This is a genomic window from Streptococcus parasanguinis ATCC 15912, assembly GCF_000164675.2.
Lineage (GTDB): Bacteria > Bacillota > Bacilli > Lactobacillales > Streptococcaceae > Streptococcus > Streptococcus parasanguinis.
On the sequence record NC_015678.1, the window covers coordinates 1638124 to 1664725 of the forward strand.

A 26602-nucleotide genomic window follows, 5' to 3' on the forward strand; every position below is an offset into this window, starting at 1 on the left:
TTTTAAAATAATTTATTATATTAATAAATGTAAGTGATTACATACAAGAAAGGGAGGCGTTTATGGATGTTTTTGAAATTCGCGATGATTTCTATTTAAAAGGTCAACCTTTCAAGATTTTGTCTGGAGCGATTCATTATTTTCGAATTGATCCTGCTGACTGGTATCATTCCTTGTTTAATCTAAAGGCCTTGGGGTTCAACACGGTTGAGACTTATGTGCCATGGAACGTGCATGAACCCCGCAAGGGGCAGTTTGACTTTAGTGGTCGATTGGATCTAGAACGTTTCATTCAAACAGCCCAGTCCCTAGGACTTTACATGATTGTAAGACCGTCGCCCTTTATCTGTGCAGAGTGGGAATTTGGTGGATTGCCAGCCTGGCTCTTGGAAGAAGATATGCGCATCCGCTCATCGGACCCAGCCTTTATCGAAGCGGTTGATCGTTATTATGATCACTTGCTTGGGTTGTTGACACCCTACCAAGTGGATCAGGGTGGTCCAATCCTCATGATGCAGGTGGAGAATGAATATGGCTCTTATGGAGAGGACAAAGCTTATCTGCGTGCCATTCGGGATTTGATGAAGAAAAAAGGTGTGACCTGTCCCCTTTTTACATCAGATGGTCCATGGCGAGCAGCGCTAAGAGCAGGAACCTTGATCGAAGAGGACCTCTTTGTGACAGGGAACTTCGGCTCCAAAGCAGCTTACAATTTTGGCCAGATGCAAGAATTCTTTGACGAATACGGCAAGAAATGGCCCTTGATGTGTATGGAATTCTGGGATGGCTGGTTTACCCGCTGGAAGGAACCCGTGATTCAAAGGGAGCCAGAGGAGTTGGCAGAAGCTGTACATGAGGTCTTGGAGCTTGGCTCCATCAATCTCTATATGTTTCATGGCGGAACCAATTTCGGCTTTATGAATGGTTGCTCAGCTCGGGGAACGCTCGATTTGCCACAGGTGACGTCCTATGACTATGGGGCTTTGCTCAATGAGCAGGGCAATCCGACAGAGAAGTATTATGCTATTCAAAAAATGATGGCGACCTATTATCCGGAATACCCACAGCAGGAACCGCTTATCAAAGAGTGTTTGCCAGAACAAACCTTGCAATTGGCAGCCAAGACTAGTCTTTTTGGGAATCTGGACAATCTGGCTCAGGTTGAGACCAGCCTTTATCCCGAAAAGATGGAAGAGTTGGGGCAAACCACAGGTTATCTACTATATGAGACAGACCTTGAGTTGGATGCGGAAGAAGAAAAACTGCGCATCATTGATGGTCGGGATCGGGTACAAATTTACCTAGATGATCGCCATGTAGCAACACAATACCAAACAGAGATCGGTGAAGATCTTTTTATCAAAGGAAAAAAGAAAGCGGTTACGAATTTAAAAATCTTGCTTGAGAATATGGGACGTGTCAACTACGGGCACAAGCTCTTAGCTGATAGCCAGCACAAGGGCATTCGTACAGGTGTCTGTGTGGATTTGCATTTCCACCTTCATTGGAAGCAGTATCCACTGGATTTACAAGATCTCAGTCAGCTCGATTTTTCAAAGGAATGGCAGGCAGGTGCTCCAGCCTTTTACCGATATGATTTTCAGCTGGACCACACCCTTGATACCTATCTAGATATGACAGGATTTGGAAAGGGGGTCGTCTTTGTCAATGGCCATAACCTTGGCCGCTTCTGGGAGGTCGGACCGACCACTTCACTTTATGTGCCTCATGGTTTCCTCAAAGAAGGAGCCAATAGCCTGATCGTCTTTGAGACAGAAGGGCGGTACCAAGAGACACTTCAGCTTGTTCAACAACCTACATTCAAAGAAGTAAAGGGGGAAAACTTATGACTATTGTAGGATGCCGTATCGATGGACGTTTGATCCACGGGCAGGTAGCCAATCTTTGGACTACCAAACTAAATGTTTCACGTATCATGGTGATCGATGATGAAGTCGCTCAAAATGATATCGAAAAAAGTGGCTTGAAACTAGCGACACCACCTGGTGTTAAGCTTAGTATCTTGCCAGTCGCAAAGGCTGCGGAAAATATCTTGGCTGGAAAATATGATAGCCAACGACTCTTTATCGTAGCTCGCAAACCAGATCGTTTCCTTCGTTTGATCGAAGCAGGCGTTCAGCTTGAAACGCTGAATGTCGGCAATATGTCTCAATCCGATGAGACCCGCGCGATTACCCGCTCGATCAATGTGGTGGACGCGGACGTGGAAGACTTCAACAAGATCCACGAAAAAGGTGTGAAAATTACGTCTCAGATGGTGCCAAACGACACTGCAGAAGACTTTATGAAGTTATTAAAGTAAAAGAAAATTTTTAGGAGGAAATTGTCATGATACAATGGTGGCAAATTTTACTACTTACTTTGTACTCAGCTTATCAAATCTGTGATGAGTTGACGATTGTTTCATCAGCAGGCTCACCAGTCTTTGCTGGTTTCATTACAGGACTTGTTATGGGGGATTTAGGAACAGGTCTCTTTATCGGAGCTTCTCTTCAATTGACAGTACTCGGTGTTGGTACTTTTGGTGGAGCTTCTCGTATTGACGCAACATCTGGTGCCGTTCTTGCAACTGCCTTCTCAGTAGCGCAAGGCATTAAACCAGAAATTGCGATTTCAACTATTGCCGTTCCCGTAGCTGCTCTCTTGACTTATGCAGATATCCTTGGCCGTATGAGTACTACTGCCTTTGCACACCGTATTGATGCGGCAATCGAACGCTTTGATTATAAAGGGATTGAACGCAACTACCTTCTTGGTGCGGTTCCTTGGGCTCTCTCTCGTGCCCTTCCAGTCTTCTTGGCTCTTGCCTTTGGTGGTGCTTTTGTCCAATCTGTTGTTGACTTTGTTGCAAAATATCAATGGTTTGCAAACGGCTTGACACTTGCAGGTCGCATGCTCCCTGGTCTTGGTTTTGCAATCTTGCTTCACTACTTGCCTGTGAAACGTCACCTTCACTATCTTGCCCTTGGTTTTGGCTTGACAGCGATGTTGACAGTGCTTTACAGCAATGTTCAAAGTGTTGGTGCTGCAATTTCTTCTATGCTTGGAACAGATGCTTTTGCAAAACTTCCAAAAGAACAAATGGTTGCTTTCACAAACAACTTCAAATCTGTATCTATGATCGGGGTTGCCATCATCGGTATCTTCCTTGCAGTGCAACACTTTAAAAACAGCCAACGTACAGTTGTAGCTGCTCCAGCAAGCAATGTAGAAAGCGGGGAAATTGAAGATGACGAATTCTAAGAACTACAAACTCACTAAAGAGGATTTTAAACAAATCAACAAACGTAGCCTCTTCACCTTCCAATTGGGTTGGAACTACGAACGGATGCAGGCTTCTGGTTACCTTTACATGCTTCTTCCACAATTGCGGAAAATGTATGGAGACGGCACACCTGAATTGAAAGAAATGATGAAATTGCATACGCAATTCTTCAATACTTCTCCATTCTTCCACACCATTATCACTGGTTTTGATTTGGCTTTGGAAGAAAAAGATGGTGTCAACTCTAAAGATGCGGTTAACGGGATCAAGACAGGTCTCATGGGACCATTTGCCCCTCTTGGAGACTCTATCTTTGGATCTTTGGTTCCAGCTATTATGGGATCTATTGCAGCAACCATCGCATCACAAGGTCAACCATGGGGGATCTTCCTTTGGATTGCTGTAGCAGTTGCGTATGATATCTTCCGTTGGAAACAGTTGGAATTTGCTTATAAAGAAGGTACCAACTTGATCAACAACATGCAAAGTACCTTGACAGCTTTGATCGAAGCAGCTTCTGTACTTGGTATCTTCATGGTCGGTGCCTTGATTGCAACCATGATCAATGTGGATGTAACCTGGATGCCACACATCGGGGACAAAGCCATCGATATCCAAGACATGCTCAATTTGATCTTCCCACGCTTGGTTCCAGCTATTATCACAGGTGTGATTTACTGGTTGCTTGGACGTAAAGGAATGAACTCAACTAAAGCCATCTTGTTGATTATCGTCGCAGCGATTGCCTTTTCTGCCTTTGGTCATTTCTGCTTCGGCATGCAATAATGGAGTAAGGTATGGCAAAAGAGTTAGTATTGGTCAGCCATGGTCGCTTTTGTGAAGAGCTTAAAGCGAGCACAGAGATGATTATGGGACCACAAGAATCCATCCATACGGTTGCACTCTTACCAGAAGAAGGACCAGAAGACTTTACTGCTAAATTTGAAGCAACAGTCCAAGGTCTAGAAGACTATATTGTATTTGCTGATCTCTTGGGAGGAACTCCTTGCAACACCGTGAGCCGCTTGATCCTTGAAGGACGTGCGATTGACTTATACGCAGGGATGAATCTTCCGATGGTCATCGAATTCATCAATAGCAGCCTGACTGGTAATGAAGGGGACTACCCTGAACGTGCAAAAGAAAGTATTGTCAAGGTCAATGACCTCTTGTCAAACCTTGATGATGATGAAGATGAGTAGGTTGGTATGGGAGTCTGGGAGCATTATCTCAGACTCCTTTCCCATTTATCAACGTTAGATTGTAGAAAGGAATAACAGTTTCTATGTTAGACTATACAAAAGAAGACTTGCAGGAGCTAGGAGCAGAGATCACCAGTCGTGAGATCTACCAACAACCAAGTGTTTGGAAAGAAACGGCTCGCTTGTACCAAGAAAGAAAAGCGGAAATAAAAGCTTTCTTAGAAAAAATTGGGCAAGAGTATGACTATATCAAGGTCATCTTGACAGGGGCTGGGACCTCAGCCTATGTGGGAGATACCTTGGTTCCATATTTGCAGGAAGTGCATGATGAACGCCACTGGAATTTCCAATCGATTGCGACGACGGATATCGTAGCTCATCCTCAAACCTATTTGAAAAAAGAGGTTCCGACGGTTTTAGTATCCTTTGCCCGGAGTGGCAATTCGCCAGAAAGTGTCGCAACCGTGCAGTTGGCCCAAGATCTGGTTGATGAACTCTATCAGATCACCATTACCTGTGCCGAAGAAGGAAAACTGGCCCAGCAAGCCCACGGGGATGAGCGCAATCTCTTGTTTCTCCAACCAAAAGAAACCAACGATGCTGGCTTTGCGATGACCTCTAGCTTCACCTCCATGCTCTTGACAGCTCTCTTGGTCTTTGATCCAAGCGAGGAAGAGATCAAGGAAAACCGAGTATCAGAGCTGGTTCATCTGTCTGAGCAAATCTTGGAGAAGGACCGTGAGGTCAAAGAAGTGGTCGATCTAGACTTTGAGCGGGTGATCTATCTGGGGGCAGGACCTTTCTTTGGCCTAGCCCATGAAGCCCAGCTCAAGATTTTAGAATTAACCGCAGGCAAAATCGCGACCATGTACGAGAGTCCTGTCGGCTTCCGTCACGGTCCAAAATCCCTCATCAATGACCAAACCCTCGTCTTGGTCTTTGGTTCCATTGATCCTTATACCCGTCAGTATGATCTGGACTTGGTTCGAGAAGTTGCAGGGGATCAAATTGCCCGTCAAGTTGTCCTCTTGACGGATCAAGTTGCAGGGATTGAGCATGTACGGGAAGTGTTAGTAGAAGCATCAGCAGACTCACTAGATATTTACCGTGCCTTCCCATACATTATCTATGGTCAATTGATTTCTCTCTTGACTTCGCTCAAGGTGCAAAATCGCCCAGATACGCCTTCACCGACTGGTACCGTCAATCGGGTTGTGCAAGGGGTGATCATTCATTCATTTCATAAAGAATAGCCACTAATTTTCTATAAAAAGTGGAGTGTTTCTTCTTGTGAAACTGATACAATGGAGAAAAACAGTGAGAGGAGAAGGTTTGTGAAACAGTATCAAGAAAGCGTGTTTGGAGAATGGCAGAATCAAGAGGTTCGGGCTTATCGCCTCGAAAATGACAAGGGCTATCAATTATCTGTCATGACCTATGGGGCGACGATCTTAGAATATGTGACGCCTGATAAAGAAGACCAGTTTGCTAATATTATACTAGGCTTTGATCGCTTTGAGGACTATGTGGGTAATAGCCCTAAATATGGGGCTAGTATTGGCCCGGTAGCAGGCCGGATTGCAGGAGCCAGCTTTGAACTCAATGGTCAAACCTATCGTTTGGAAGCTAATAACGGTGCCAACTGCAACCACAGTGGACCGACGGGTTGGGACAGCGCCTTGTTTAGCGTGGAGTCGGTAACGGATCAGGAAATCACTCTCTACACAGAGCGTGCAGATGGTACCGGCGGTTTCCCTGGAAATCTCAAGATCTGGGTAACCTATGGTTTGACGGAAGATGGTGAACTCGAGATTGCCTATCGGGTAGAAACGGATCAAGATACCTTGGTCAACCCGACAAACCACAGCTATTTCAACCTATCTGGGAACTTCACCCAAGCGATCAACGACCATGTCTTTCAGATCAACCATCAAGGGCTTTACCCTATCCATCCTGACGGTGTCCCTCTTCAGACCGTGGATAGAGAAAGTCCAGTTGTTCAGCATCTCTATCAAGCTATGCTCTTGGAGGATCTTTTTAAGGACTCTGATCCGCAAATCCGCCTGGTAGAAGGATTAGACCATCCATTTGCTCTTCCAGAAGGGCATGAAAATGCTGGCTTTCTTTACCATCAGCCATCTGGACGCTTTTTGACCTTCAAGTCAGAAGCCCCAGCCTTGGTAGTGTATTCAGCCAATTTCGTAGACGAGACTGTTCATCTGCAAGGTCAACCAATGGTTCAGCACAATGGCTTGGCTCTAGAATTCCAAACAGTGCCAGACGCCATTCACAGTGACCAAGCTGAAAAGGTCATCTTGAGAGCAGGTCAAGTCTTTACCAGTAAGACTAGCTACCATGCCATCGCTAAGAAATAAGGAGGAAAGGGGTGACTCAAACAAGGATGTGAAATCCTTGCTTGGGACATCCTCTTTTTCTCGAAAAAAATTTTTTAGAAAAACTATAAGGAAAGTTTAAGCTTCCTGTCGTATACTAATACCATCATCAAAGACCTCCTAACTTTGAATGATAAAACTCCTAAAACTTTTTCATAATAATCTCCCTATAAGAGCCACCAAAACCGGTGGCTTTTTTTCTGGGAGTGAGACAGAACAATTTTTTAAAATTGTTCGTTGTCTCACCCCCGCACAGTTGATTAGGTAATCTTTGAAGCTATAAGAGCGAACAAAGATACCAATCAACCACTGCGTTATGTAATTATTACTAAACCTATTTCATCTAACCAAGCCTGATAGGGACGTAGACGAGTTTAGGTGCGTTGACGCAGTTCGAACGACAGAGAGAACTAGGATCTTTAAAAAACACATTCTATTTGTGGTACCGAAGGTATCATTTTTTGCTATAATAGACTGTATGAGTAGAATTTTAGACAATGAAATCATGGGCGATGAAGAGGCTGTTGAACGGACGTTGCGCCCGCAATATTTACATGAATATATTGGTCAAGATAAGGTCAAGGACCAGCTGAAAATCTTTATTGAGGCGGCTAAGCTTCGGGATGAAGCACTGGATCATGTCCTTCTTTTTGGCCCTCCGGGGCTTGGGAAAACCACCATGGCTTTTGTCATTGCCAATGAACTGGGCGTCAACCTCAAGCAGACTTCTGGTCCTGTCATTGAAAAGGCCGGTGACCTGGTAGCTATCCTCAATGATCTAGAGCCTGGCGATGTCCTCTTTATCGATGAGATCCATCGTCTGCCTATGTCAGTCGAAGAAGTGCTTTACAGCGCCATGGAAGATTTTTACATCGACATCATGATTGGCGCTGGTGAGAGCAGCCGGAGTGTCCATCTGGACCTTCCTCCCTTCACTTTGATTGGGGCGACAACGCGAGCAGGTATGTTGTCCAATCCCTTGCGCGCTCGCTTTGGGATTACCGGACACATGGAATATTATGAGCAAGATGATTTGACAGAGATTGTCGAGCGGACCGCGGAGATATTTGAGATGGAAATTACCCACGAGGCTGCCGAAGAGCTTTCTCTTCGTAGTCGTGGAACTCCTCGGATTGCCAACCGTTTGCTTAAACGGGTGCGCGATTTTGCTCAGATCATGGGCGATGGCTTGATTGACGATAGCATTACCGACAAGGCCCTCTCCATGCTAGATGTGGACCATGAAGGACTGGACTATGTCGATCAAAAGATCCTGCGTACCATGATTGAAATGTACGGCGGTGGCCCGGTCGGTCTTGGGACTCTATCAGTCAATATTGCCGAAGAGCGAGAGACTGTTGAGGACATGTATGAGCCTTACTTAATTCAGAAAGGCTTTATCATGCGGACCCGGACAGGGCGCGTGGCGACCCGTAAGGCTTATGAACACCTGGGTTATCCCTACAATGGAGACTAGAAGAAGATGCTGACGGAAGAAGCGATAGTAGAACAGATCCAAGCGGATCAAGAGATGATGAAAGTCTTGACTATTATTCGAGATCTAGACTTGGCAGATGCCTGGTTAGCGGCGGGTGCGGTCCGCAATTTCATCTGGAACCAGCTCTCTGGAAGACCAGGGTTTGATGCGACGACCGATATGGATCTGGTCTTTTATGACCCTGAGATCAGCTATGAGGAGACGCAGCAGATCGAGCAGAAATTAAAGAAGACCTATCCTCAGTACGCTTGGGAAGTGAAAAATCAAGTCTATATGCACCAGCATAGTCCGGGGACAGCTCCTTATCGCAGTGCCTGTGATGCGGTTTCTAAATATCCCGAGCAGTGTACGGCTCTTGCGGTTCGCTTAAGGAAAGAGGGACAGTTAGAACTCTTTCTCCCTTATGGGACAAGCGATATCGAAGACTTCATCGTTCAGCCGACTCCACATTTTTTAGCCAGTCCAGATCGCTTGGCGGTTTATACAGAGCGGATGAAAAAGAAAAATTGGCAGAGTAAATGGCCTCCATTAGAGGTTCGTTTTCCAAAATAGAGAAACAGATCAGATTTGAAAAAGGAATCTGATTTTTCTTTAAAATGATGGAGCCCCTTTGTCATCTTTCTGTCACATTTTTGTTATAATAGTAATAGTATGCTGGTTTTCCTTAGTGGAAAGTGAAGAGCTCAGCTAGGTTGGGCAGTCCGAACAAGGAGTTAGGTGGAATCATGAAAAAAATCGTCTTTGTCTGCTTAGGAAATATTTGTCGGAGCCCCATGGCGGAGTTTGTCATGAAGGATTTGACAGATCAGTATGAGATTGAAAGCCGTGCCACCTCTAGCTGGGAACATGGCAATCCCATCCATCGGGGAACCCAGAGAATCTTTCAAAAATACCAGGTCCCTTATGATCCAGCCAAGACTTCTTTACAGATCAAAGAAGAGGATTTTTACAACTTTGATTTGATCCTAGGGATGGACGCAAATAATGTGGCAGATTTGAAGCAAATGGCTCCTGTAGGTACAGAGCACAAGATTCATCTTTTTGCTGCTGAAAGTGTGCCAGATCCATGGTATACTGGTGATTTTGAGGAGACCTATCGCAGGGTTCTGGCTGGCTGTGAAGTCTGGTTGGGTCAGCTGGCAACTTCCGAAGAGTTTGATATGTGAGAGAATACAGGATATGAAAGAATTATTTGAGACCTACAAGGTCTATCTGACACGAAAAAATTTAGAAATAGTCGCATTGATCGTCATGATCTTATCTGTTTTAATGGTCTTCCTTTCAGCCATTCCTGGTCAGGGAGCCTTGACGCTTGATAAGGGGTCTATCCGTTATAACGGAACCTTAGTCCGTGGTAAGATGAATGGCAAGGGAACCGTCACTTTCAAAAATGGGGATACCTACACAGGCAACTTCGTCAACGGTTCTTTTAGTGGTTATGGCAAGTTTAAGGCCAAGGATGGTTGGACTTATGAAGGCTATTTTGTCAACGGGCAGCCGGAGGGTAAAGGTACCTTAACCACAGAAGCCAACGTCGTATACAAAGGAACATTCAAGCAGGGGATTTATCAAAATGCGCATTAAATGGTTTTCACTAGTCCGTGTCACAGGACTCTTATTGGTATTGCTTTACCATTTCTTCCAGAAGGCCTTTCCTGGAGGCTTCATTGGGGTAGATATTTTCTTCACCTTCTCAGGATTTTTGATTACAGCGCTCTTGATCGATGAGTTTGCGCGCAAGCAAGAGATCGACTACCTGGCTTTCTTGAAGCGACGCTTTTATCGGATTGTACCGCCCCTCGTCTTTATGGTCTTGGTCGTGATGCCCTTTACCTTTATGGTCCAACGTGACTATGTGGCTAGTATTGGCACTCAGATTGCGGCGGTCTTTGGTTTTGTGACCAATTTCTTTGAGATGGCAACGGGTGGTAGTTACGAAAGTAACTTCATTCCGCATCTCTTCCTTCATACCTGGAGTTTGGCTCTAGAAGTTCATTACTATGTGCTATGGGCACTTTTGGCATGGTTTTTGGCTAAGAGGGCTAAGACTGTTGGGAAATACCGAGGTATGCTCTTCCTGGCGTCCAGCGGACTCTTTCTCTTTACCTTCTTGTCTATGTTCATCCGCGCCTTTCTGACAGCCAATTTCTCAACCATCTATTTCTCAAGCTTTACTCACATCTTCCCTTTCTTTGCGGGATCATGCTTAGCGACGGTGACAGGAATTGCCAATGTCAGTCCTAATTTCACACGGATGGTACAGTCTTGGAGCATGAAAAAGACACTATCAGTCTTGGGTGGAAGCTTTGCCTTCTTGTTTGTGGTCAGTCTTTTCTTGCCATTTGATAGCTTATGGACCTATCTATTTGGCTTTCTAGCAGCGACAATCGCAGCTTGTGCTATGATTCTGTCGGCCCGCATTCTCCATGAAAAGACGCCAGACAAAAAAGAACCAGCCATCCTTAATTTCTTGGCAGATACCAGTTATGGCGTTTACCTTTTCCACTGGCCTTTCTTTATCATCTTCTCTCAACATTTGGGAAATATGATGGCGGCTATTGTGACGACTATCCTATCCTTGATTTTGACAGCTTTATCTTTCTATATCTTAGAGCCAACCATTGCAGGCAAGGAACCTCGTGTCTTTGGCATGAAGATGGATCTCAGTTTTTTGACCAAGCCGATCTTTTATCTTATGATTCCTTTGACCTTGCTGATGATTGGAATTTCGGCCTTTGCGCCAACAGTTGGGGCCTTTGATGAGAGCCTGGTTGTAAGTGGCCTCAATCAAGCAGATAGCAAAATGCAGGTTACACGGACGCAAGTGGACAATGCGACTGCAACAGACTATAACGTCTCAAATGGTGTGACTATGATCGGAGATTCGGTCAACTTGAGGGCACAGGATTACTTGACAAATGCGATCCCTGGGATCCAGATTGATGCTGTAGTGAGCCGTCAGTTAGAAAATGGGATGAAGGTTTTCGAGACGGATATCTCCAATAAAGTTCTCCTTAAAAATGTGGTCATTGCCCTAGGAACTAACACCGTCAGCAACTACAAAGAGCTACTGGATCAGTATGTTGAAAAACTACCAAAAGGTCGTCGTTTGATTCTTGTGACACCATATGACGGTCGTTATGCGAGTGATCAGTCCAGTGAATCGGTCCAAACCCGTCTCTATGAGTTGGAATTGGCTAAGAAGTACGACTTTATCACCATTGCGGATTGGTACCAAGTGGCGGTGGAAAATCCAAACATTTGGGTCGGAACTGACTCGGTTCACTTCAATATGGAAACAAATGGTGGGGAGCTCTATGCCCAAACGGTCAAAGAAGCCCTAGATAAAGCGGAAAAAGGTCCAGTTAAGAAGTAGGTAGACTTCTTTGAAATTGCAATAAAACAAATAAATTAAACAGAATAAAAGCAACTTTTTACTTGTGGAAGGTTGCTTTTTTTAGTAAAATATAGAAAACGCTTACAAAAATTAAATGAAAATGTCACTTTGTGAAGAAAAAATTTTTAAAATAATTTCTTCACAATATAGCTAAAGAAAACCTAGTGAAAAGAGTGTATAGATAAAAACTTCACAAACTTATAGAAAAATCTTTGTGAATGTTGCTTGGAAGTGTTTACAAAAATCTTAAAATAGAGTACAATTATATTGTGAAATAATTAACAAAACGAAATTTCTTACACTATTCTTGAAAATTTCCGAAAACATGAAAAAGTTCTAGAAAAGGATAAGGGTTTCAAACATTGGAGGAAAGCATCAAATGGCTGATAAAAAAACTCTCTCACCTGAAGAAAAGAAACTCGCTGCTGAAAAACACGTAGACGAGTTGGTGCAAAAAGCGCTGGTGGCGCTTGAAGAAATGCGCAAATTGAATCAGGAACAAGTGGACTACATTGTTGCGAAAGCATCTGTAGCTGCTCTTGACGCACACGGTGAACTCGCTCTTCATGCATATGAAGAAACTGGTCGTGGGGTCTTTGAAGACAAAGCGACCAAGAACTTGTTCGCTTGTGAACACGTTGTGAATAACATGCGTCACACGAAGACAGTTGGTGTCATTTCAGAAGATGACGTCACTGGTTTAACGCTAATTGCTGAGCCAGTCGGAGTTGTCTGCGGGATCACTCCTACAACAAACCCTACTTCAACAGCAATCTTTAAAGCATTGATTTCCTTGAAGACACGGAACCCTATCGTCTTTGCCTTCCACCCATCTGCTCAAGAATCATCAGCTCATGCGGCACAAATCGTACGCGATGCGGCAATTGCAGCTGGAGCACCTGAGAACTGTGTGCAATGGATTACCCAACCTTCTATGGAAGCAACCAGTGCCCTTATGAACCATGAAGGAGTTGCTACGATCCTTGCGACCGGTGGGAATGCCATGGTGAAAGCGGCATACTCATGTGGGAAACCAGCTCTTGGGGTCGGTGCCGGAAACGTACCTGCTTATGTTGAAAAATCAGCTAATATCCGCCAAGCAGCACACGATATCGTCATGTCTAAATCATTTGACAACGGAATGGTTTGTGCGTCTGAACAAGCGGTCATCATCGATAAAGAAATCTACGATGAGTTTGTTGAAGAATTCAAATCTTACCACACTTACTTTGTTAACAAAAAAGAAAAAGCCCTTCTTGAAGAGTTCTGCTTCGGCGTAAAAGCGAACAGCAAGAACTGTGCGGGTGCGAAATTGAATGCGGACATCGTTGGGAAACCAGCAGCATGGATCGCTGAACAAGCTGGCTTCTCAGTCCCAGAAGGAACCAATATCCTTGCTGCAGAATGTAAAGAAGTTGGTGAAAAAGAACCGTTGACTCGTGAAAAATTGTCACCAGTCATCGCTGTCTTGAAATCTGAAAGCCGTGAAGACGGAATTAACAAAGCTCGCCAAATGGTTGAATTCAACGGTCTTGGTCACTCAGCAGCCATCCATACTGCTGATGAAGAATTGACCAAAGAATTTGGTAAAGCAGTCAAAGCTATTCGTGTTATCTGCAACTCTCCTTCGACTTTCGGTGGTATCGGGGATGTTTACAATGCCTTCTTGCCATCATTGACACTTGGATGTGGTTCTTACGGACGCAACTCTGTTGGGGACAACGTTAGTGCCATCAACCTCTTGAATATCAAAAAAGTCGGACGCCGGAGAAATAACATGCAATGGATGAAACTTCCTTCAAAAACATACTTTGAACGTGATTCAATTGAATACCTACAAAAATGTCGTGACGTTGAACGTGTCATGATCGTTACAGACCACGCTATGGTAGAGCTTGGTTTCCTTGATCGTATCATCGAACAGCTTGACCTTCGTCGCAACAAGGTGGTTTACCAAATCTTTGCAGACGTAGAACCAGATCCAGATATCACAACCGTTGAACGTGGTACAGAGATCATGCGTGCCTTCAAACCAGATACCATCGTCGCTCTTGGTGGTGGATCTCCAATGGATGCGGCTAAAGTAATGTGGCTCTTCTATGAACAACCAGAAGTGGACTTCCGTGACCTTGTACAAAAATTCATGGATATTCGTAAACGTGCCTTCAAGTTCCCATTGCTTGGTAAGAAGACCAAATTTATCGCTATCCCAACAACATCTGGTACAGGATCTGAAGTAACGCCATTTGCCGTTATCTCTGATAAAGCAAACAACCGTAAATACCCAATCGCAGACTACTCATTGACGCCAACCGTTGCCATCGTAGACCCTGCCTTGGTATTGACAGTTCCTGGATTTGTAGCTGCTGATACTGGTATGGACGTATTGACTCACGCGACTGAAGCTTACGTATCACAAATGGCAAGTGACTACACTGATGGTCTTGCTCTTCAAGCTATTAAACTTGTCTTTGAAAACTTGGAAAGCTCAGTCAAGAATGCGGACTTCCATTCACGTGAAAAGATGCACAATGCGTCAACGATCGCAGGTATGGCCTTCGCCAATGCCTTCCTCGGTATTTCTCACTCAATGGCCCACAAGATCGGTGCGCAATTCCACACCATCCACGGACGGACCAATGCGATCTTGCTTCCATACGTTATCCGCTACAACGGTACACGCCCAGCCAAGACAGCTACATGGCCTAAGTACAACTACTACCGTGCAGATGAAAAATACCAAGATATCGCTCGTATGCTAGGACTTCCATGTTCTACTCCAGAAGAAGCCGTTGAAGCTTACGCAAAAGCTGTATACGAACTCGGTGAACGCTGTGGTATCGAAATGAACTTCAAAGCACAAGGAATCGATGAAAAAGAATGGAAGAAACATTCTCGTGAATTGGCCTTCCTTGCTTACGAAGATCAATGTTCACCAGCTAACCCACGTCTTCCAATGGTAGACCATATGCAAGAAATCATCGAAGATGCTTACTATGGTTACAAGGAACGCCCAGGACGTCGTAAATAAGACGCTAACGAACTATTGATGTTTATCAGCTACCCCTACTCTTTCGAGTGGGGGATTTTTGATGGGATTTTCAAATTTTATGCTGACTATGGAAATTGTAAAATCGACTTTATCTTGGCAATTTAGGGTTGGAATTCTCTTTCTTTCATAGAAAATTAGACTTTTTTTAATAATCTGTGCTATTTTTATAGCATTGCGAGCTAATTTATGTTACCCTATAATGTGTGAATCTGCTTGTAGTTGAAGGGTTATGATAGCTTTTCAGTTATAGGAAACAAATAATAAGGAACTTAGAAAGGAGGCCATCTCATATGGAGTTAGAAGGTGAAGTGCAAGGAAGACAAGATCAGGCACAGAAAATTATTGACATACCCCAAAGAGATCAGGAAACTTCCACTTCAGAAAATCAGCCATCATCTGCTTCGGTGGTCTCCATGTATGGGCAGGAAAGGCCTGGTCAAGGTAGTGGGCAATCGTCCAGCATTTCTAGCCTCCATCAGCAACTAGCGAGTGCGTCTGGGACCCAGACCATTCAATTGCGGGAGAAATTAGTGCTGGCAGTAGCGCAGAATGCTTCAGCGCAAGCCACTGTGTTTGAGGCAGAGGTCAAGGATAAACTGGAAGAGGCCAAGGAGATGGTTTCCCATAAAGTTGCTGAGGTGTCTCAAATGGCCCACAGTATGGCTCAATTTTTAACAGACACAGAAGTGGAGCAACTATTAGGGGAGTTCTCCATGGATACTTGTTGGGACCAAGCAGTAGAGGAGGAGAACCTCGCCCAAGCAAAGGCCTACTCTACTCGCTTGTCAGATTTGGCGGGTCAGTTGGAGGCTGCATCAGCTCAATTGGTGGACTTGGACAAGGGACAAGCGACGGCCTTTGATTTTTCATAAGTAGGAGAAAAAGATGTTAGAGATCCTGGGAGAGGACAGAGAACGAATTGAGGAGCTCCATCGAGAGATTAAAAAGGAGCAAGAGCGGATTGCGATCAGAAGTTTGATTGCAACGCAAAAAGCCTTGATGATGTTGGAAGGGATGAGTTTGCAGGTAACCTTGGGCGGTCAATCTGAAAAGATGCGCTCTTTTGCTACAACGACCCTGGTTAGTGATTTGAAAGATGGATTTACAGGAGGAGCAGCGGACGCGGTAGAAACAGCACTGAAATCAGTGAAGAAGCCGATTTTATTGAGTCCGATTAAAGGAGGTATGTGATGTACCATTCAGGAAATAGTGAATTGGAACAACTAGAAGATCGACATTACCGCTTCAATCAAAAGCTTAGTGAGCTGGAGTGGGATTATGCGGATATGCGTATGGATGTTCGCCAACATACAGAAAATTTAGTGGACTGGCTGAGTGCCCTACATTTTCAAGCCCCAAGTGCGGAGGCTCAAAGTGGCTTGGAGCGTTTATTTGCCTTGCAAGAAGAGTTTGAGGCAGAACTCAAGCGCTATGAAGAGCGCTTAGAAGAAGAGCGTGAGCGCGAACAGCAAGAGTACTACAAGCAGCGTCAACAATTAGAACAAGGTGATTGAAACATTCCTCTGGTAGAGATAAGAGGAATGTTTTTGTTTGCTCAAAAAACTTTTTAAAATATGCTCATAAATTCTTGTAAGCGTTTGCTTAGTATGTTATAATATTCACAAATAAACGAAAATAAAATGGTTTTATCAAACCAACAAAGAAAAGGAGTCTCTTATGAAAGCTGCAACCTATGTATCTGCAGGCAATCTGCAACTGCTGGATCAACCAAAACCAGTGATCAAAAATCCAACGGATGCCATTGTGCGTGTCTTGAAGACAACCATCTGTGGGACAGACCTCCACATCCTAGGAGGAGATGTGCCAGCTTGTAAGGAAGGCACAATTTTAGGCCACGAAGGAATCGGGATCGTCGAAGAAGTCGGTGATGCGGTTACGAACTTCAAGGTGGGCGACAAGGTCATTATCTCTTGTGTCACAGCTTGTAACACCTGCTACTACTGTAAACGTAGTCTGCCTTCTCACTGTGAAGATGGTGGTTGGATTTTGGGTCACTTAATCAATGGGACCCAAGCAGAGTATGTCCACATTCCACATGCTGATGGTAGTCTTTATCATGCGCCTGAAACTGTGGATGACGAAGCTTTGGTCATGCTCTCAGATATTCTCCCAACGTCTTATGAAATTGGGGTGCTTCCATCTCATGTAAAACCAGGCGATAATGTCTGTATCGTTGGAGCTGGTCCAATCGGCCTTGCGGCTCTCTTGACCGTTCAGTTCTTCTCACCTGCTACGATTATCATGGTAGACTTGTCTGAATCTCGTCTTGAAGCAGCCAAGAAATTTGGGGCAACTCACACCATCTGCTCAAGTGATATCGCTGAAATCAAGGCCTTTATCAATGAAGTGACCGAAGGTCGTGGTGTCGATATCTCCATGGAATGTGTGGGCTATCCTGCTACTTTTGATGTCTGCCAAAACGTCATCTCTGTCGGTGGTCATATTGCCAATGTCGGTGTCCACGGAAAACCAGTTAGCTTCAATTTGGACGATTTGTGGATCAAGAACATTACCCTTAACACCGGTCTTGTCAATGCCAATACCACTGAAATGTTGCTCAATGTCTTGAAATCAGGTAAGATTGATGCGACTAAGCTCATCACCCACCACTTCAAACTCTCAGAAGTTGAAAAAGCCTATGATGTCTTTAAACATGCGGGTGAAAACCATGCACTCAAGGTGATTATCGAAAACGATATCAGTGAATGAAGTGGCAACTAATGTTTGTTCATAGTTTTTTTAGACGGACCAGAGATATTCTGGTCCTATTTTCAATCCCAAATAGCAGATGATTCCTTGCAAAATAAATTCATTATCTTATAATAGAAGTGCAGAAAACGATTACATAAAGAGAAAGGTGTGATCTTATGAAACGGTTTTGTTATCATCGTGAATTCTGGATGGACTTCCATTTCTGGATCTTAGTCTTGCTTTTAGCGGCTGTAGCTTTGACGATGCGAGCTCCGCTTTCGGTAGTTAGCCTAGCTTATCTTGCTTTTGTTGGGATTTTGATCCTTCTTCAGGTCTTTCAACCACCTGTATCGACACGTCAGTATCCAGAAGGTAGCTACCATTTCAATTGGACCTTCTATCGTGATACCCGACTGTATATCGATCTCTTTTTACTAGCAGGTCTCTTGGCAGGCCCAATTGCTTCATCGGATATGGTCTATTGGATCTTGCTTGGAGCCGTCGTCGGCTCTATCGGCTTTGTATTTGTCGTAAAGGAAAAAGCAACTCAAAAGATGGCCTAGGGAATCATCATGTCCTAGATCCCTGAAACTAGTTTCAGGGATCTTTTTATTTTTTCTAAAATGTGAAACTATAATCCAATTACACGATTAACATTGTAAGCGCTTCAAAAATAGATTATAATCATTTTACAAGTACTCGAGTTGCCTTATTATCAAAGGAGAAGGAGTTATGTCAAAGATTACAAAAGATGAACTGATTGAACAAATCAAAGATGGCATCATTGTTTCTTGTCAAGCCCTCCCTCATGAACCGCTCTATACAGAAGCAGGAGGAGTCATTCCTCTCTTGGTCAAAGCGGCTGAGCAGGGTGGAGCTGTCGGAATCCGAGCCAATAGTGTCCGGGATATCAAGGAAATCAAGGAAGTGACCAAGTTGCCGATCATTGGGATTATCAAACGCGATTACCCACCTGAAGAACCCTTTATCACGGCTACTATGAAAGAAGTCGATGAGTTGGCAGCTTTGGATATCGCGGTCATTGCGCTTGATTGTACTAAACGTCCGCGTCATGATGGGTTTTTGATTAGTGACTTTATCCATCAAGTCAAAGAGAAATATCCAGACCAACTCTTGATGGCTGATATCTCTACTCTGGAAGAAGGATTGACAGCTGTCGAAGCGGGAGTGGACTTTGTCGGAACGACCCTTTCGGGCTATACGGACTACAGTCCAAAGGTTGATGGTCCAGATTTTGAACTGATCCATCGCCTCTGCCAAGCAGGAGTGGATGTCATCGCAGAAGGTAAGATCCACTATCCGGATCAGGCCAAGAAAATCCATGATCTCGGGGTTCGCGGCATCGTTGTAGGTGGTGCCATTACCCGACCAAAAGAGATTACAGAGCGCTTCGTCGCGGCCTTAAATTGAGAAAACAAAACAGTAGATTGAAGGAGGAGGAGACCGAATAGAGAGTAGTCGAATCTGAAACAAGAACAAGAATAGGCGTCCTCATTGAGGATAACCCCCTGTAAGAGTAATCTTACCGCAATTGTGAGGAGAAATCACATGAAAATGAAAAAAGTATTGTGCTCGTTGGTAGCTGGTGCAGCTCTTCTAGCACTCGCAGCTTGTGGCTCTGGCGGAGGATCAAAATCAGAATCTTCTGGTGGAAATTCTGGTAAAACAGAAATTACCTGGTGGGCGTTCCCAGTCTTTACTCAAGAAAAAGCAGAAGATGGTGTCGGAACCTACGAAAAATCAATTATTGCAGCTTTTGAAAAAGCGAATCCAGATATCCACGTGAATTTGGAAACGATTGATTTCAAGTCAGGTCCTGAAAAGATCACAACGGCTATTGAAGCAGGAACTGCTCCAGATGTGCTCTTTGATGCGCCTGGACGGATCATTCAGTATGGTAAAAATGGAAAATTGGCTGATTTGAACGATCTCTTTACCGAAGATTTTGTCAAAGATGTCAATAATGAAAATATCATTCAAGCCAGCAAGGCAGGCGACACAGCTTACATGTATCCAATTAGTTCAGCACCATTCTACATGGCGATGAATAAGAAAATGCTCAAAGATGCAGGCGTGTTGGATCTTGTCAAAGAAGGCTGGACAACAGACGATTTTGAAAAAGTCTTGAAAGCCTTGAAAGACAAAGGCTACACACCAGGATCACTCTTCAGTAATGGTCAAGGTGGAGACCAAGGAACTCGTGCCTTCATTGCTAACCTTTACGGCGGTTCTGTTACAGATGAAAAAGTAACCAAGTATACAACCGATGATGCGAAATTTGTCAAAGGTTTGGAAAAAGCTTCTAAATGGATCAATGATGGCTTGATGATGAATGGTTCTCAATTCGATGGTGGAGCAGACATCCAAAACTTTGCGAATGGTCAAACTTCTTACACCATCTTGTGGGCGCCTTCACAAAACGGTATCCAAGCTAAATTGTTGGATGCAAGTAAGGTCGAAGTAGTAGAAGTGCCATTCCCATCTGACTCAGGCAAGCCAAAATTGGAATACCTTGTCAATGGATTTGCCGTCTTCAATAATAAAGATGAAAAGAAAATTGCTGCTGCTAAGAAATTTGTACAGTTCATCGCAGACGACAAAGAATGGGGTCCAAAAGATGTTGTGCGTACAGGAGCCTTCCCAGTTCGTAGTTCATTTGGTAAGTTGTACGATGACAAACGGATGGAAACCATCAGCACTTGGACAAAATACTACTCACCATACTACAACACAATCGACGGTTTTGCAGAAATGCGGACCCTATGGTTCCCAATGTTGCAATCTGTTTCAAACGGGGATGAAAAAGCAGAACCAGCTTTGAAGACCTTTACTGAAAAAGCAAACGAAACCATTACGAAAAAATAATCAGTCTATGAAGCGGACCTAAGTCTTTCATAGAAATGAGAATTTGCAGGCCCCTTCGAATCCGTATCTCTCTTTTTGGAATGGAACGAAGGGGTCTTCATTCTTTCTGGATCTTCTTTTCTTAAGTCGTAAGATATGTTTAGAAAAGAAAATAGAAAAAGAACACTAGGAGGTGCCTTACTGTGAAGGTAAACAAAATCCGAATGAGGGAGACACTCGTTTCCTACGCATTCCTAGCACCCATTTTACTCTTCTTTACGGTCTTTGTCCTAGCACCCATGATCATGGGCTTTGTGACAAGTTTCTTCAACTATTCTATGACATCCTTTAAGTTTGTCGGTTTAGAAAATTATTCCCGTATGTTTGCGGATAAGGTCTTTGTGAAGTCCTTGATCAATACCGTCATCATCGTTATCGGATCCGTTCCGATCGTCGTATTGTTCTCCTTGTTTGTGGCTTCTCAGACCTACCATCAAAATGCGATTGCACGTTCCTTCTACCGTTTCGTCTTCTTCCTTCCAGTTGTTACAGGGAGTGTAGCGGTAACGGTTGTGTGGAAATGGATCTATGATCCACTATCAGGGATTTTGAACTTTGTATTGAAATCTGGACATGTCATCAACCAAAACATTTCTTGGTTGGGGGACAAACACTGGGCTTTGATGGCCATCATCATTATTTTGTTGACCACTTCAGTTGGTCAACCGATCATCCTCTACATCGCTGCTATGGGAAATATTGATAATTCCCTCGTAGAAGCCGCGCGTGTGGATGGTGCGACAGAACTGCAAGTTTTCTGGAAGATCAAATGGCCAAGCTTGTTGCCAACAACTTTGTACATTGCCATCATCACGACCATTAACTCTTTCCAATGTTTCGCCTTGATCCAATTGTTGACATCTGGTGGTCCTAACTACTCAACGAGTACCCTTATGTACTACCTCTATGAAAAAGCCTTTAAACTCTCTGAATACGGTTATGCCAACACCATGGGTGTCTTCCTTGCGGTGATGATTGCCATTATCAGTTTTGCGCAATTCAAGATCCTTGGAAACGACGTAGAATACTAAAGAAAGGAGCCTCAGATGAAACCAACACAAAAGAAACCCATCACTGCCTTTACAGTGATTTCAACGATCATTTTGCTCCTTTTGACAGTCTTGTTCATTTTCCCATTTTATTGGATTTTGACAGGGGCCTTTAAGTCTCAACCAGATACCATCATGATCCCACCTCAATGGTGGCCAAAGACACCAACCATGGAAAACTTCCAACAGTTGATGGTACAAAACCCAGCCCTACAATGGTTGTGGAATAGTGTCTTCATCTCTCTAGCAACCATGCTTTTGGTGTGTATGACCTCTTCCTTGGCAGGTTATGTCTTGGCTAAGAAACGCTTCTATGGGCAACGAATTCTCTTTGCTATCTTTATCGCGGCCATGGCCCTTCCTAAACAAGTTGTCTTAGTTCCATTGGTACGGATTATTAACTTTATGGGAATCCATGATACCCTTGCAGCGGTTATTCTACCATTGGTTGGATGGCCATTCGGGGTCTTCTTGATGAAGCAATTTAGTGAAAACATCCCAACAGAACTCTTAGAATCTGCTAAGATCGATGGTTGTGGAGAGTTGCGAACTTTCTGGAGCGTTGCCTTCCCAATTGTCAAACCGGGATTTGCAGCCCTTGCCATCTTTACCTTTATCAACACCTGGAACGACTACTTTATGCAATTGGTAATGCTGACCTCTCGTCAAAACTTGACTATTTCACTAGGGGTTGCGACCATGCAGGCTGAAATGGCCACCAACTATGGCTTGATCATGGCTGGGGCAGCCCTAGCTGCAGTGCCAATCGTTACGGTCTTCCTCGTGTTCCAAAAATCCTTTACACAAGGGATTACCATGGGAGCGGTCAAAGGATAAGTCGTCTGCTTGGACAAACGATAGTTGTGTACAGATCGGTTTGCTAGGCTGAGAAGTATCGAAAGGATGAGAATATGATATTTGATGATTTAAAAAACATCACCTTTTACAAAGGAATCCACCCCAATCTGGATCAGGCCATTGACTTTCTCTATGAGCATCGGAAGGATTCTTTTGAATTGGGGAGATACGATATTGATGGGGATAAGGTCTTTCTCGTCGTTCAAGAAAATACCCTCAACAAAGCAGAAAATGATCGCTTTGAACACCACAAAAGATATGCCGATTTGCATTTATTAGTAGAAGGGCATGAGTTTTCGAGTTATGGATCTCGTGTGACAGGTGAGGCTATCGCATTTGATGAAGCATCGGACATCGGTTTTGTCCATTGTCAGGAGTCTTATCCGCTTCATCTAGGCTATCATAATTTTGCGATTTTCTTTCCAAGGGAGCCTCACCAACCCAATGGCTATGCAGGGCAAGAAGATATCGTGAAAAAATATCTATTTAAAATTGCGATCGATTGATCACGTTTGAAAGGAGTGCCTATGTCATCTAAGGGGGCAGGATTGATCAAAACCGTTTTTAACACGGACAATGTAGTGATGCGTATCAGTGAGAAGGTTCTTGACTTGGTAACCGTTAATCTTTTATTTGTGCTAAGTTGTTTACCCGTTCTCACGATTGGAATTGCGAAAATTAGTTTGTATCAGACCTTATTTGCCATGAAGCACCAGCGTCGTGTTCCGGTGATTCGTAGTTATGCGAAGGCTTTTCGGGACAATTGGAAAATAGGCTTGCAACTAGGAAGTTTAGAACTGATTGTTGCAGGTATTTGTCTCTTTGATTTATTCTTATTTTGGGGGCAAACTTCCCTAGCTTTCCAAGCTTTGAAAACCATTTGTTTAGGCCTCTTTCTCTTTCTTGTGTTGATCTTATTGGCTGCTTATCCGATTGCGGCCCGCTACCAATTGGATTGGAAAGAGTGTTTGCAAAAAGCCATGATTGTGACAGGCTTGCATTTTCCTTGGTTCTTTGTCATGGGAAGTGCTCTCTTGCTTCTATGTATGGCTCTTGCAAGCTCAGTTTTAGCTTTCCTATTGGGGCTTATGATCTTTTTCTTGTTTGGCTTTTCAAGCTTGGCTTTTGCACAAGTTGGATTAATGGAAAAGATTTTCGCCCAGTACCAAGAATAAAATGAATTTATTAGTGACAAAAGGAGAAAAAATGTCAGATTTAAAAAAATATGAAGGAGTCATCCCCGCTTTTTACGCCTGCTATGATGACCAAGGAGAAATTAGCCCGGAGCGGGTACGTGCGCTGGTAGAATATTTTATCGCGAAAGGTGTGCAGGGCTTGTATGTCAACGGATCCTCTGGCGAATGTATTTACCAGAGCGTGGCCGATCGCAAGCTGATCTTGGAAGAAGTGATGGCAGTAGCTAAAGGGAAATTGACCATCATTGCTCACGTAGCCTGCAACAACACCAAGGATAGCGTGGAATTGGCACGACATGCAGAAGAACTAGGAGTGGATGCCATTGCGGCCATTCCGCCGATCTATTTCCGCTTGCCAGAATACAGTGTGGCCCACTACTGGAATGAAATCAGTGCAGCCGCACCCAATACAGACTTTGTCATCTATAATATCCCGCAATTGGCAGGGGTTGCTTTGACACCGAGTCTTTACAAGGAAATGTTGAAAAACCCACGGGTGATTGGGGTCAAGAATTCTTCGATGCCTGTTCAGGACATTCAAACCTTTGCTTCTTTCGGAGGCGACGACCACATTGTCTTTAATGGTCCAGATGAACAATTCTTAGGTGGCCGTCTCATGGGAGCGCATGCTGGGATCGGTGGTACCTATGGTGCGATGCCAGAACTTTTCTTGAAGCTCAATCAGCTGATTGCTGAGAAAGATTTAGAGACTGCGCGTGCCTTGCAGTTTGCCATCAATGATATTATCGGAGTCTTGACGTCTGCTCATGGCAATATGTATGCAGTCATCAAAGCGGTTTTGCGCATCAATGAAGGTTTGGACTTGGGATCTGTTCGCTCCCCTTTGACGCCAGTAGTAGAAGCGGATCAAGAAGTGATTCAACGTGCTGCTCAACTCATTCAGGACACAAAAGCCAGATTCCTTTGATCAAAGGAGGTCTAGATGAATCCATATGTTGTAATTGATATCGGAGGGACCAGTATCAAGTATGGTCTAGCTGATGCAAAAGGGCAACTCCTAGAGACCCATGAAATGCCAACGGAGGCCCAAAAAGGAGGACCTCACATTCTTAACACAACAAAGGAAATCGTAGCCCGTTATTTGAAGAAGCATCCCTTGGCAGGGGTTGCGATTTCTTCGGCCGGAATGGTCGATCCTGATAAGGGAGAAATCTTTTATGCAGGCCCACAAATTCCCAACTATGCAGGCACCCAATTCAAAAAGGAAATTGAAGAGACCTTTCAGATCCCTTGCGAGATTGAAAATGATGTCAACTGTGCCGGTCTCGCAGAGGTCACTACAGGCCATGCAAAAGGATCGAACAATGCTGTTTGCTTGACAATTGGGACAGGGATCGGCGGTTGCCTCTTGCTCGATGGTCAAGTCTTTCATGGCTTTAGCAATTCAGCCTGTGAGGTTGGCTATCTTCATTTGCCAGACGGTGCCTTTCAGGATCTAGCTTCAACGACGGCTTTGGTCGAGTATGTGGCAGAACATCATGGTGATCCTGTGGAACAGTGGAATGGTCGTCGGATCTTCAAGCGGGCAACGGAAGGAGATAAAATCTGTATGGCTGGAATTGATCGGATGGTGGCCTATCTTGGAAAAGGACTGGCCAATATCGTTTATGTGGTCAATCCAGAGGTCATCGTTCTTGGAGGGGGGATTATGGCTCAGGAAGCGATCCTGAAACCTAAAATCTATCAAACACTGTGTGCGGAACTCGTTCCTAGCCTAGCAGATAAGATCCGTTTGGAATTTGCCCACCATCAAAACGCCGCGGGTATGTTGGGGGCTTACTACCACTTTAGACAAAAACATGGAACATAAAACAAGTCGCGCTGGCGACTTGTTTTTGATTCATCAAAAAAAGCATGAAAGATGAAGAAAATCTGATCTTTCATGCTTTTTAAATAGGGAGACCATATTAAGATTTTCGAGAACGTTGACTAGAAAGCTTTTTGTTTTCCCAGTAGCTATTAAAGACAATTTCCTTTTGTTCTCGGCTTTTATTAAGGAAATGAGCATAGATCAAATCGACCACAATGAGGAGTGGTAAAATCGCAGAGATTCGATCGATATAGGTACTACTAGGAAGGGGTGCGGCCGGTAACACTTCTGTGAATCCTTGGTGGATAGCAGCAGGATTAGCGGTCACAAGAACCGTCTTAGCCCCTTTTTCTTTGGCATCCAAAAGACTGTCTGTAATGGAATTTGTGCTTCCTGATAATGAGAAACCGATGACTAAACAAGAGGAATCGAGAATACTGGTCGTCCATGTAAACCCATCTTGATCGGTTAGGGCTTCACAAACAACCCCCAGGCGCATAAAGCGCAATTTCATTTCTCGAGCGACTAAACCGGAACTACCAATCCCGAAGAAATAGACTCGGTCCGCTTGATCAATTAGTTCAGCTACCCGATCTAATTGGGAATCTTTTACCAGACTTTCAGTGACGTTACTGATATGGTGGTAGCGTTGCAAGACACTGAGAGTGAGTTCGTCATGCTCTTGCACCTGTTTTTGATTTTTGGTTTCTTCGTTAAAGTGATAGACAAATTCCCGATAGCCAGTGAAGCCACATTTTTGAGAGAAACGCGTTAAAGCTGCCTTTGAGACATGGAGTAACTCCGTTACGCGAGAAGAGGACAGGGAGTGCTGTCGTGCTTCGGATGATAAAAAGTACTGGGCAATGTCGCGTTCCATATCCGTTAACTCAGCTTCGTGGCTGGCGATAATAGTGCGTAAATCTTGATCTTGTTTCACAGCAATCCTCCTTTCTCACGAGATGAAATAACAGGATGCTCCTATAATATATTACACATTATAACATGGGTAACCGCTTTATTCAAGTAAAAGCAAGTAAGAAATACTGAAACTAGGAACAGGATAGGAGAAAAGAAGAGAACGCTACCAATCTTGGCAGTTGGGGCTTGTTGGTTGTCCACAATCTTCTGAAAATTCCCGGTTGGGCCTGAACAAACGATATGAATTGTGGTATAATTTAAGATAATTGTACTGTTGTTGGAAGA

Annotated in this window: 27 protein-coding genes; 26 read left to right on the forward strand and 1 reads right to left on the reverse strand. The window is 44.0% G+C overall.

What is annotated here, in order from left to right; all coding sequences use genetic code 11:
* Positions 1–62: 62 nt before the first annotated feature.
* From HMPREF0833_RS07550 to HMPREF0833_RS07675, 26 genes are all read left to right on the forward strand, one after another.
* A complete protein-coding gene (locus HMPREF0833_RS07550) occupies positions 63–1850 on the forward strand; it encodes a glycoside hydrolase family 35 protein (RefSeq protein WP_013904400.1) in 1788 nt (595 codons plus the stop codon).
* The gene (locus HMPREF0833_RS07555; protein ID WP_003009322.1) at positions 1847–2323 is read left to right on the forward strand and encodes a PTS system mannose/fructose/N-acetylgalactosamine-transporter subunit IIB; all 477 of its coding nucleotides are present in this window, start codon (positions 1847–1849) and stop codon (positions 2321–2323) included. Before HMPREF0833_RS07550 ends, HMPREF0833_RS07555 begins: the two co-directional genes overlap by 4 nt.
* 26 nt (positions 2324–2349) lie before the next feature.
* Positions 2350–3264, forward strand: coding sequence for a PTS mannose/fructose/sorbose/N-acetylgalactosamine transporter subunit IIC (locus HMPREF0833_RS07560; RefSeq protein WP_013904401.1), 915 nt, complete (start codon positions 2350–2352; stop codon positions 3262–3264).
* Positions 3251–4072, forward strand: coding sequence for a PTS system mannose/fructose/sorbose family transporter subunit IID (locus HMPREF0833_RS07565; RefSeq protein WP_003015398.1), 822 nt, complete (start codon positions 3251–3253; stop codon positions 4070–4072). Before HMPREF0833_RS07560 ends, HMPREF0833_RS07565 begins: the two co-directional genes overlap by 14 nt.
* An 11-nt stretch (positions 4073–4083) precedes the next feature.
* Positions 4084–4488 (forward strand): PTS sugar transporter subunit IIA, encoded by a 405-nt coding sequence (locus HMPREF0833_RS07570; RefSeq protein ID WP_003002366.1) that lies wholly within the window; start codon positions 4084–4086, stop codon positions 4486–4488.
* An 83-nt stretch (positions 4489–4571) separates the two neighbouring features.
* Positions 4572–5741 carry an SIS domain-containing protein gene (locus tag HMPREF0833_RS07575; RefSeq protein WP_013904402.1) on the forward strand — a complete coding sequence of 390 codons (1170 nt, stop codon included), beginning with the start codon at positions 4572–4574 and terminating at the stop codon, positions 5739–5741.
* An 81-nt stretch (positions 5742–5822) separates the two neighbouring features.
* Positions 5823–6863: an aldose epimerase family protein gene (locus HMPREF0833_RS07580; protein ID WP_041818396.1), complete on the forward strand. Its 1041-nt coding sequence runs from the start codon at positions 5823–5825 to the stop codon at positions 6861–6863.
* A 496-nt stretch (positions 6864–7359) separates the two neighbouring features.
* On the forward strand, positions 7360–8358 hold the full coding sequence (gene ruvB, locus HMPREF0833_RS07585) for a Holliday junction branch migration DNA helicase RuvB (RefSeq protein ID WP_013904404.1): 999 nt from the start codon (positions 7360–7362) through the stop codon (positions 8356–8358).
* A gap of 6 nt (positions 8359–8364) precedes the next feature.
* Positions 8365–8931 carry a nucleotidyltransferase family protein gene (locus HMPREF0833_RS07590; protein WP_013904405.1) on the forward strand — a complete coding sequence of 189 codons (567 nt, stop codon included), beginning with the start codon at positions 8365–8367 and terminating at the stop codon, positions 8929–8931.
* A 173-nt stretch (positions 8932–9104) separates the two neighbouring features.
* Positions 9105–9545, forward strand: a complete 441-nt coding sequence (locus tag HMPREF0833_RS07595) for a low molecular weight protein-tyrosine-phosphatase (protein ID WP_041818398.1) — start codon at positions 9105–9107, stop codon at positions 9543–9545.
* Between the two features lie 13 nt (positions 9546–9558).
* Positions 9559–9963 carry an MORN repeat-containing protein gene (locus HMPREF0833_RS07600; RefSeq protein WP_013904407.1) on the forward strand — a complete coding sequence of 135 codons (405 nt, stop codon included), beginning with the start codon at positions 9559–9561 and terminating at the stop codon, positions 9961–9963.
* Positions 9953–11755, forward strand: a complete 1803-nt coding sequence (locus tag HMPREF0833_RS07605; protein WP_013904408.1) for an acyltransferase family protein — start codon at positions 9953–9955, stop codon at positions 11753–11755. Before HMPREF0833_RS07600 ends, HMPREF0833_RS07605 begins: the two co-directional genes overlap by 11 nt.
* Positions 11756–12155: 400 nt before the next feature.
* Positions 12156–14807, forward strand: coding sequence for a bifunctional acetaldehyde-CoA/alcohol dehydrogenase (gene adhE / locus HMPREF0833_RS07610; RefSeq protein WP_003015387.1), 2652 nt, complete (start codon positions 12156–12158; stop codon positions 14805–14807).
* Positions 14808–15118: 311 nt separating this feature from the next.
* The gene (locus tag HMPREF0833_RS07615; RefSeq protein WP_013904409.1) at positions 15119–15700 is read left to right on the forward strand and encodes a hypothetical protein; all 582 of its coding nucleotides are present in this window, start codon (positions 15119–15121) and stop codon (positions 15698–15700) included.
* Positions 15701–15713: 13 nt separating this feature from the next.
* Positions 15714–16019 carry a hypothetical protein gene (locus tag HMPREF0833_RS07620; RefSeq protein ID WP_003002376.1) on the forward strand — a complete coding sequence of 102 codons (306 nt, stop codon included), beginning with the start codon at positions 15714–15716 and terminating at the stop codon, positions 16017–16019.
* Positions 16019–16342: a hypothetical protein gene (locus tag HMPREF0833_RS07625; protein WP_003009394.1), complete on the forward strand. Its 324-nt coding sequence runs from the start codon at positions 16019–16021 to the stop codon at positions 16340–16342. Before HMPREF0833_RS07620 ends, HMPREF0833_RS07625 begins: the two co-directional genes overlap by 1 nt.
* A gap of 163 nt (positions 16343–16505) precedes the next feature.
* Positions 16506–17558, forward strand: a complete 1053-nt coding sequence (locus tag HMPREF0833_RS07630; RefSeq protein ID WP_013904410.1) for a zinc-dependent alcohol dehydrogenase family protein — start codon at positions 16506–16508, stop codon at positions 17556–17558.
* Positions 17559–17716: 158 nt separating this feature from the next.
* On the forward strand, positions 17717–18103 hold the full coding sequence (locus HMPREF0833_RS07635; RefSeq protein ID WP_041818399.1) for a hypothetical protein: 387 nt from the start codon (positions 17717–17719) through the stop codon (positions 18101–18103).
* 169 nt (positions 18104–18272) lie between these two features.
* Complete coding sequence (locus HMPREF0833_RS07640; protein WP_013904412.1) at positions 18273–18971, forward strand: N-acetylmannosamine-6-phosphate 2-epimerase; 699 nt, start codon at positions 18273–18275, stop codon at positions 18969–18971.
* Between the two features lie 138 nt (positions 18972–19109).
* Positions 19110–20426 (forward strand): extracellular solute-binding protein, encoded by a 1317-nt coding sequence (locus tag HMPREF0833_RS07645; RefSeq protein WP_013904413.1) that lies wholly within the window; start codon positions 19110–19112, stop codon positions 20424–20426.
* Positions 20427–20608: 182 nt separating this feature from the next.
* On the forward strand, positions 20609–21496 hold the full coding sequence (locus HMPREF0833_RS07650; protein WP_013904414.1) for a carbohydrate ABC transporter permease: 888 nt from the start codon (positions 20609–20611) through the stop codon (positions 21494–21496).
* Between the two features lie 15 nt (positions 21497–21511).
* Complete coding sequence (locus tag HMPREF0833_RS07655) at positions 21512–22351, forward strand: carbohydrate ABC transporter permease (RefSeq protein ID WP_003002334.1); 840 nt, start codon at positions 21512–21514, stop codon at positions 22349–22351.
* A 74-nt stretch (positions 22352–22425) separates the two neighbouring features.
* Positions 22426–22878, forward strand: coding sequence for a YhcH/YjgK/YiaL family protein (locus HMPREF0833_RS07660; protein WP_013904415.1), 453 nt, complete (start codon positions 22426–22428; stop codon positions 22876–22878).
* Between the two features lie 21 nt (positions 22879–22899).
* On the forward strand, positions 22900–23547 hold the full coding sequence (locus HMPREF0833_RS07665) for a DUF624 domain-containing protein (RefSeq protein ID WP_013904416.1): 648 nt from the start codon (positions 22900–22902) through the stop codon (positions 23545–23547).
* Between the two features lie 31 nt (positions 23548–23578).
* Positions 23579–24496 (forward strand): dihydrodipicolinate synthase family protein, encoded by a 918-nt coding sequence (locus tag HMPREF0833_RS07670; RefSeq protein ID WP_041818400.1) that lies wholly within the window; start codon positions 23579–23581, stop codon positions 24494–24496.
* 15 nt (positions 24497–24511) lie between these two features.
* Positions 24512–25399, forward strand: a complete 888-nt coding sequence (locus HMPREF0833_RS07675) for an ROK family protein (RefSeq protein WP_013904418.1) — start codon at positions 24512–24514, stop codon at positions 25397–25399.
* Positions 25400–25496: 97 nt separating this feature from the next.
* Here HMPREF0833_RS07675 and HMPREF0833_RS07680 read toward each other — a convergent pair whose 3' ends face one another.
* Positions 25497–26336, reverse strand: a complete 840-nt coding sequence (locus HMPREF0833_RS07680) for a MurR/RpiR family transcriptional regulator (protein WP_013904419.1) — start codon at positions 26334–26336, stop codon at positions 25497–25499.
* Between the last annotated feature and the right edge of the window lie 266 nt (positions 26337–26602).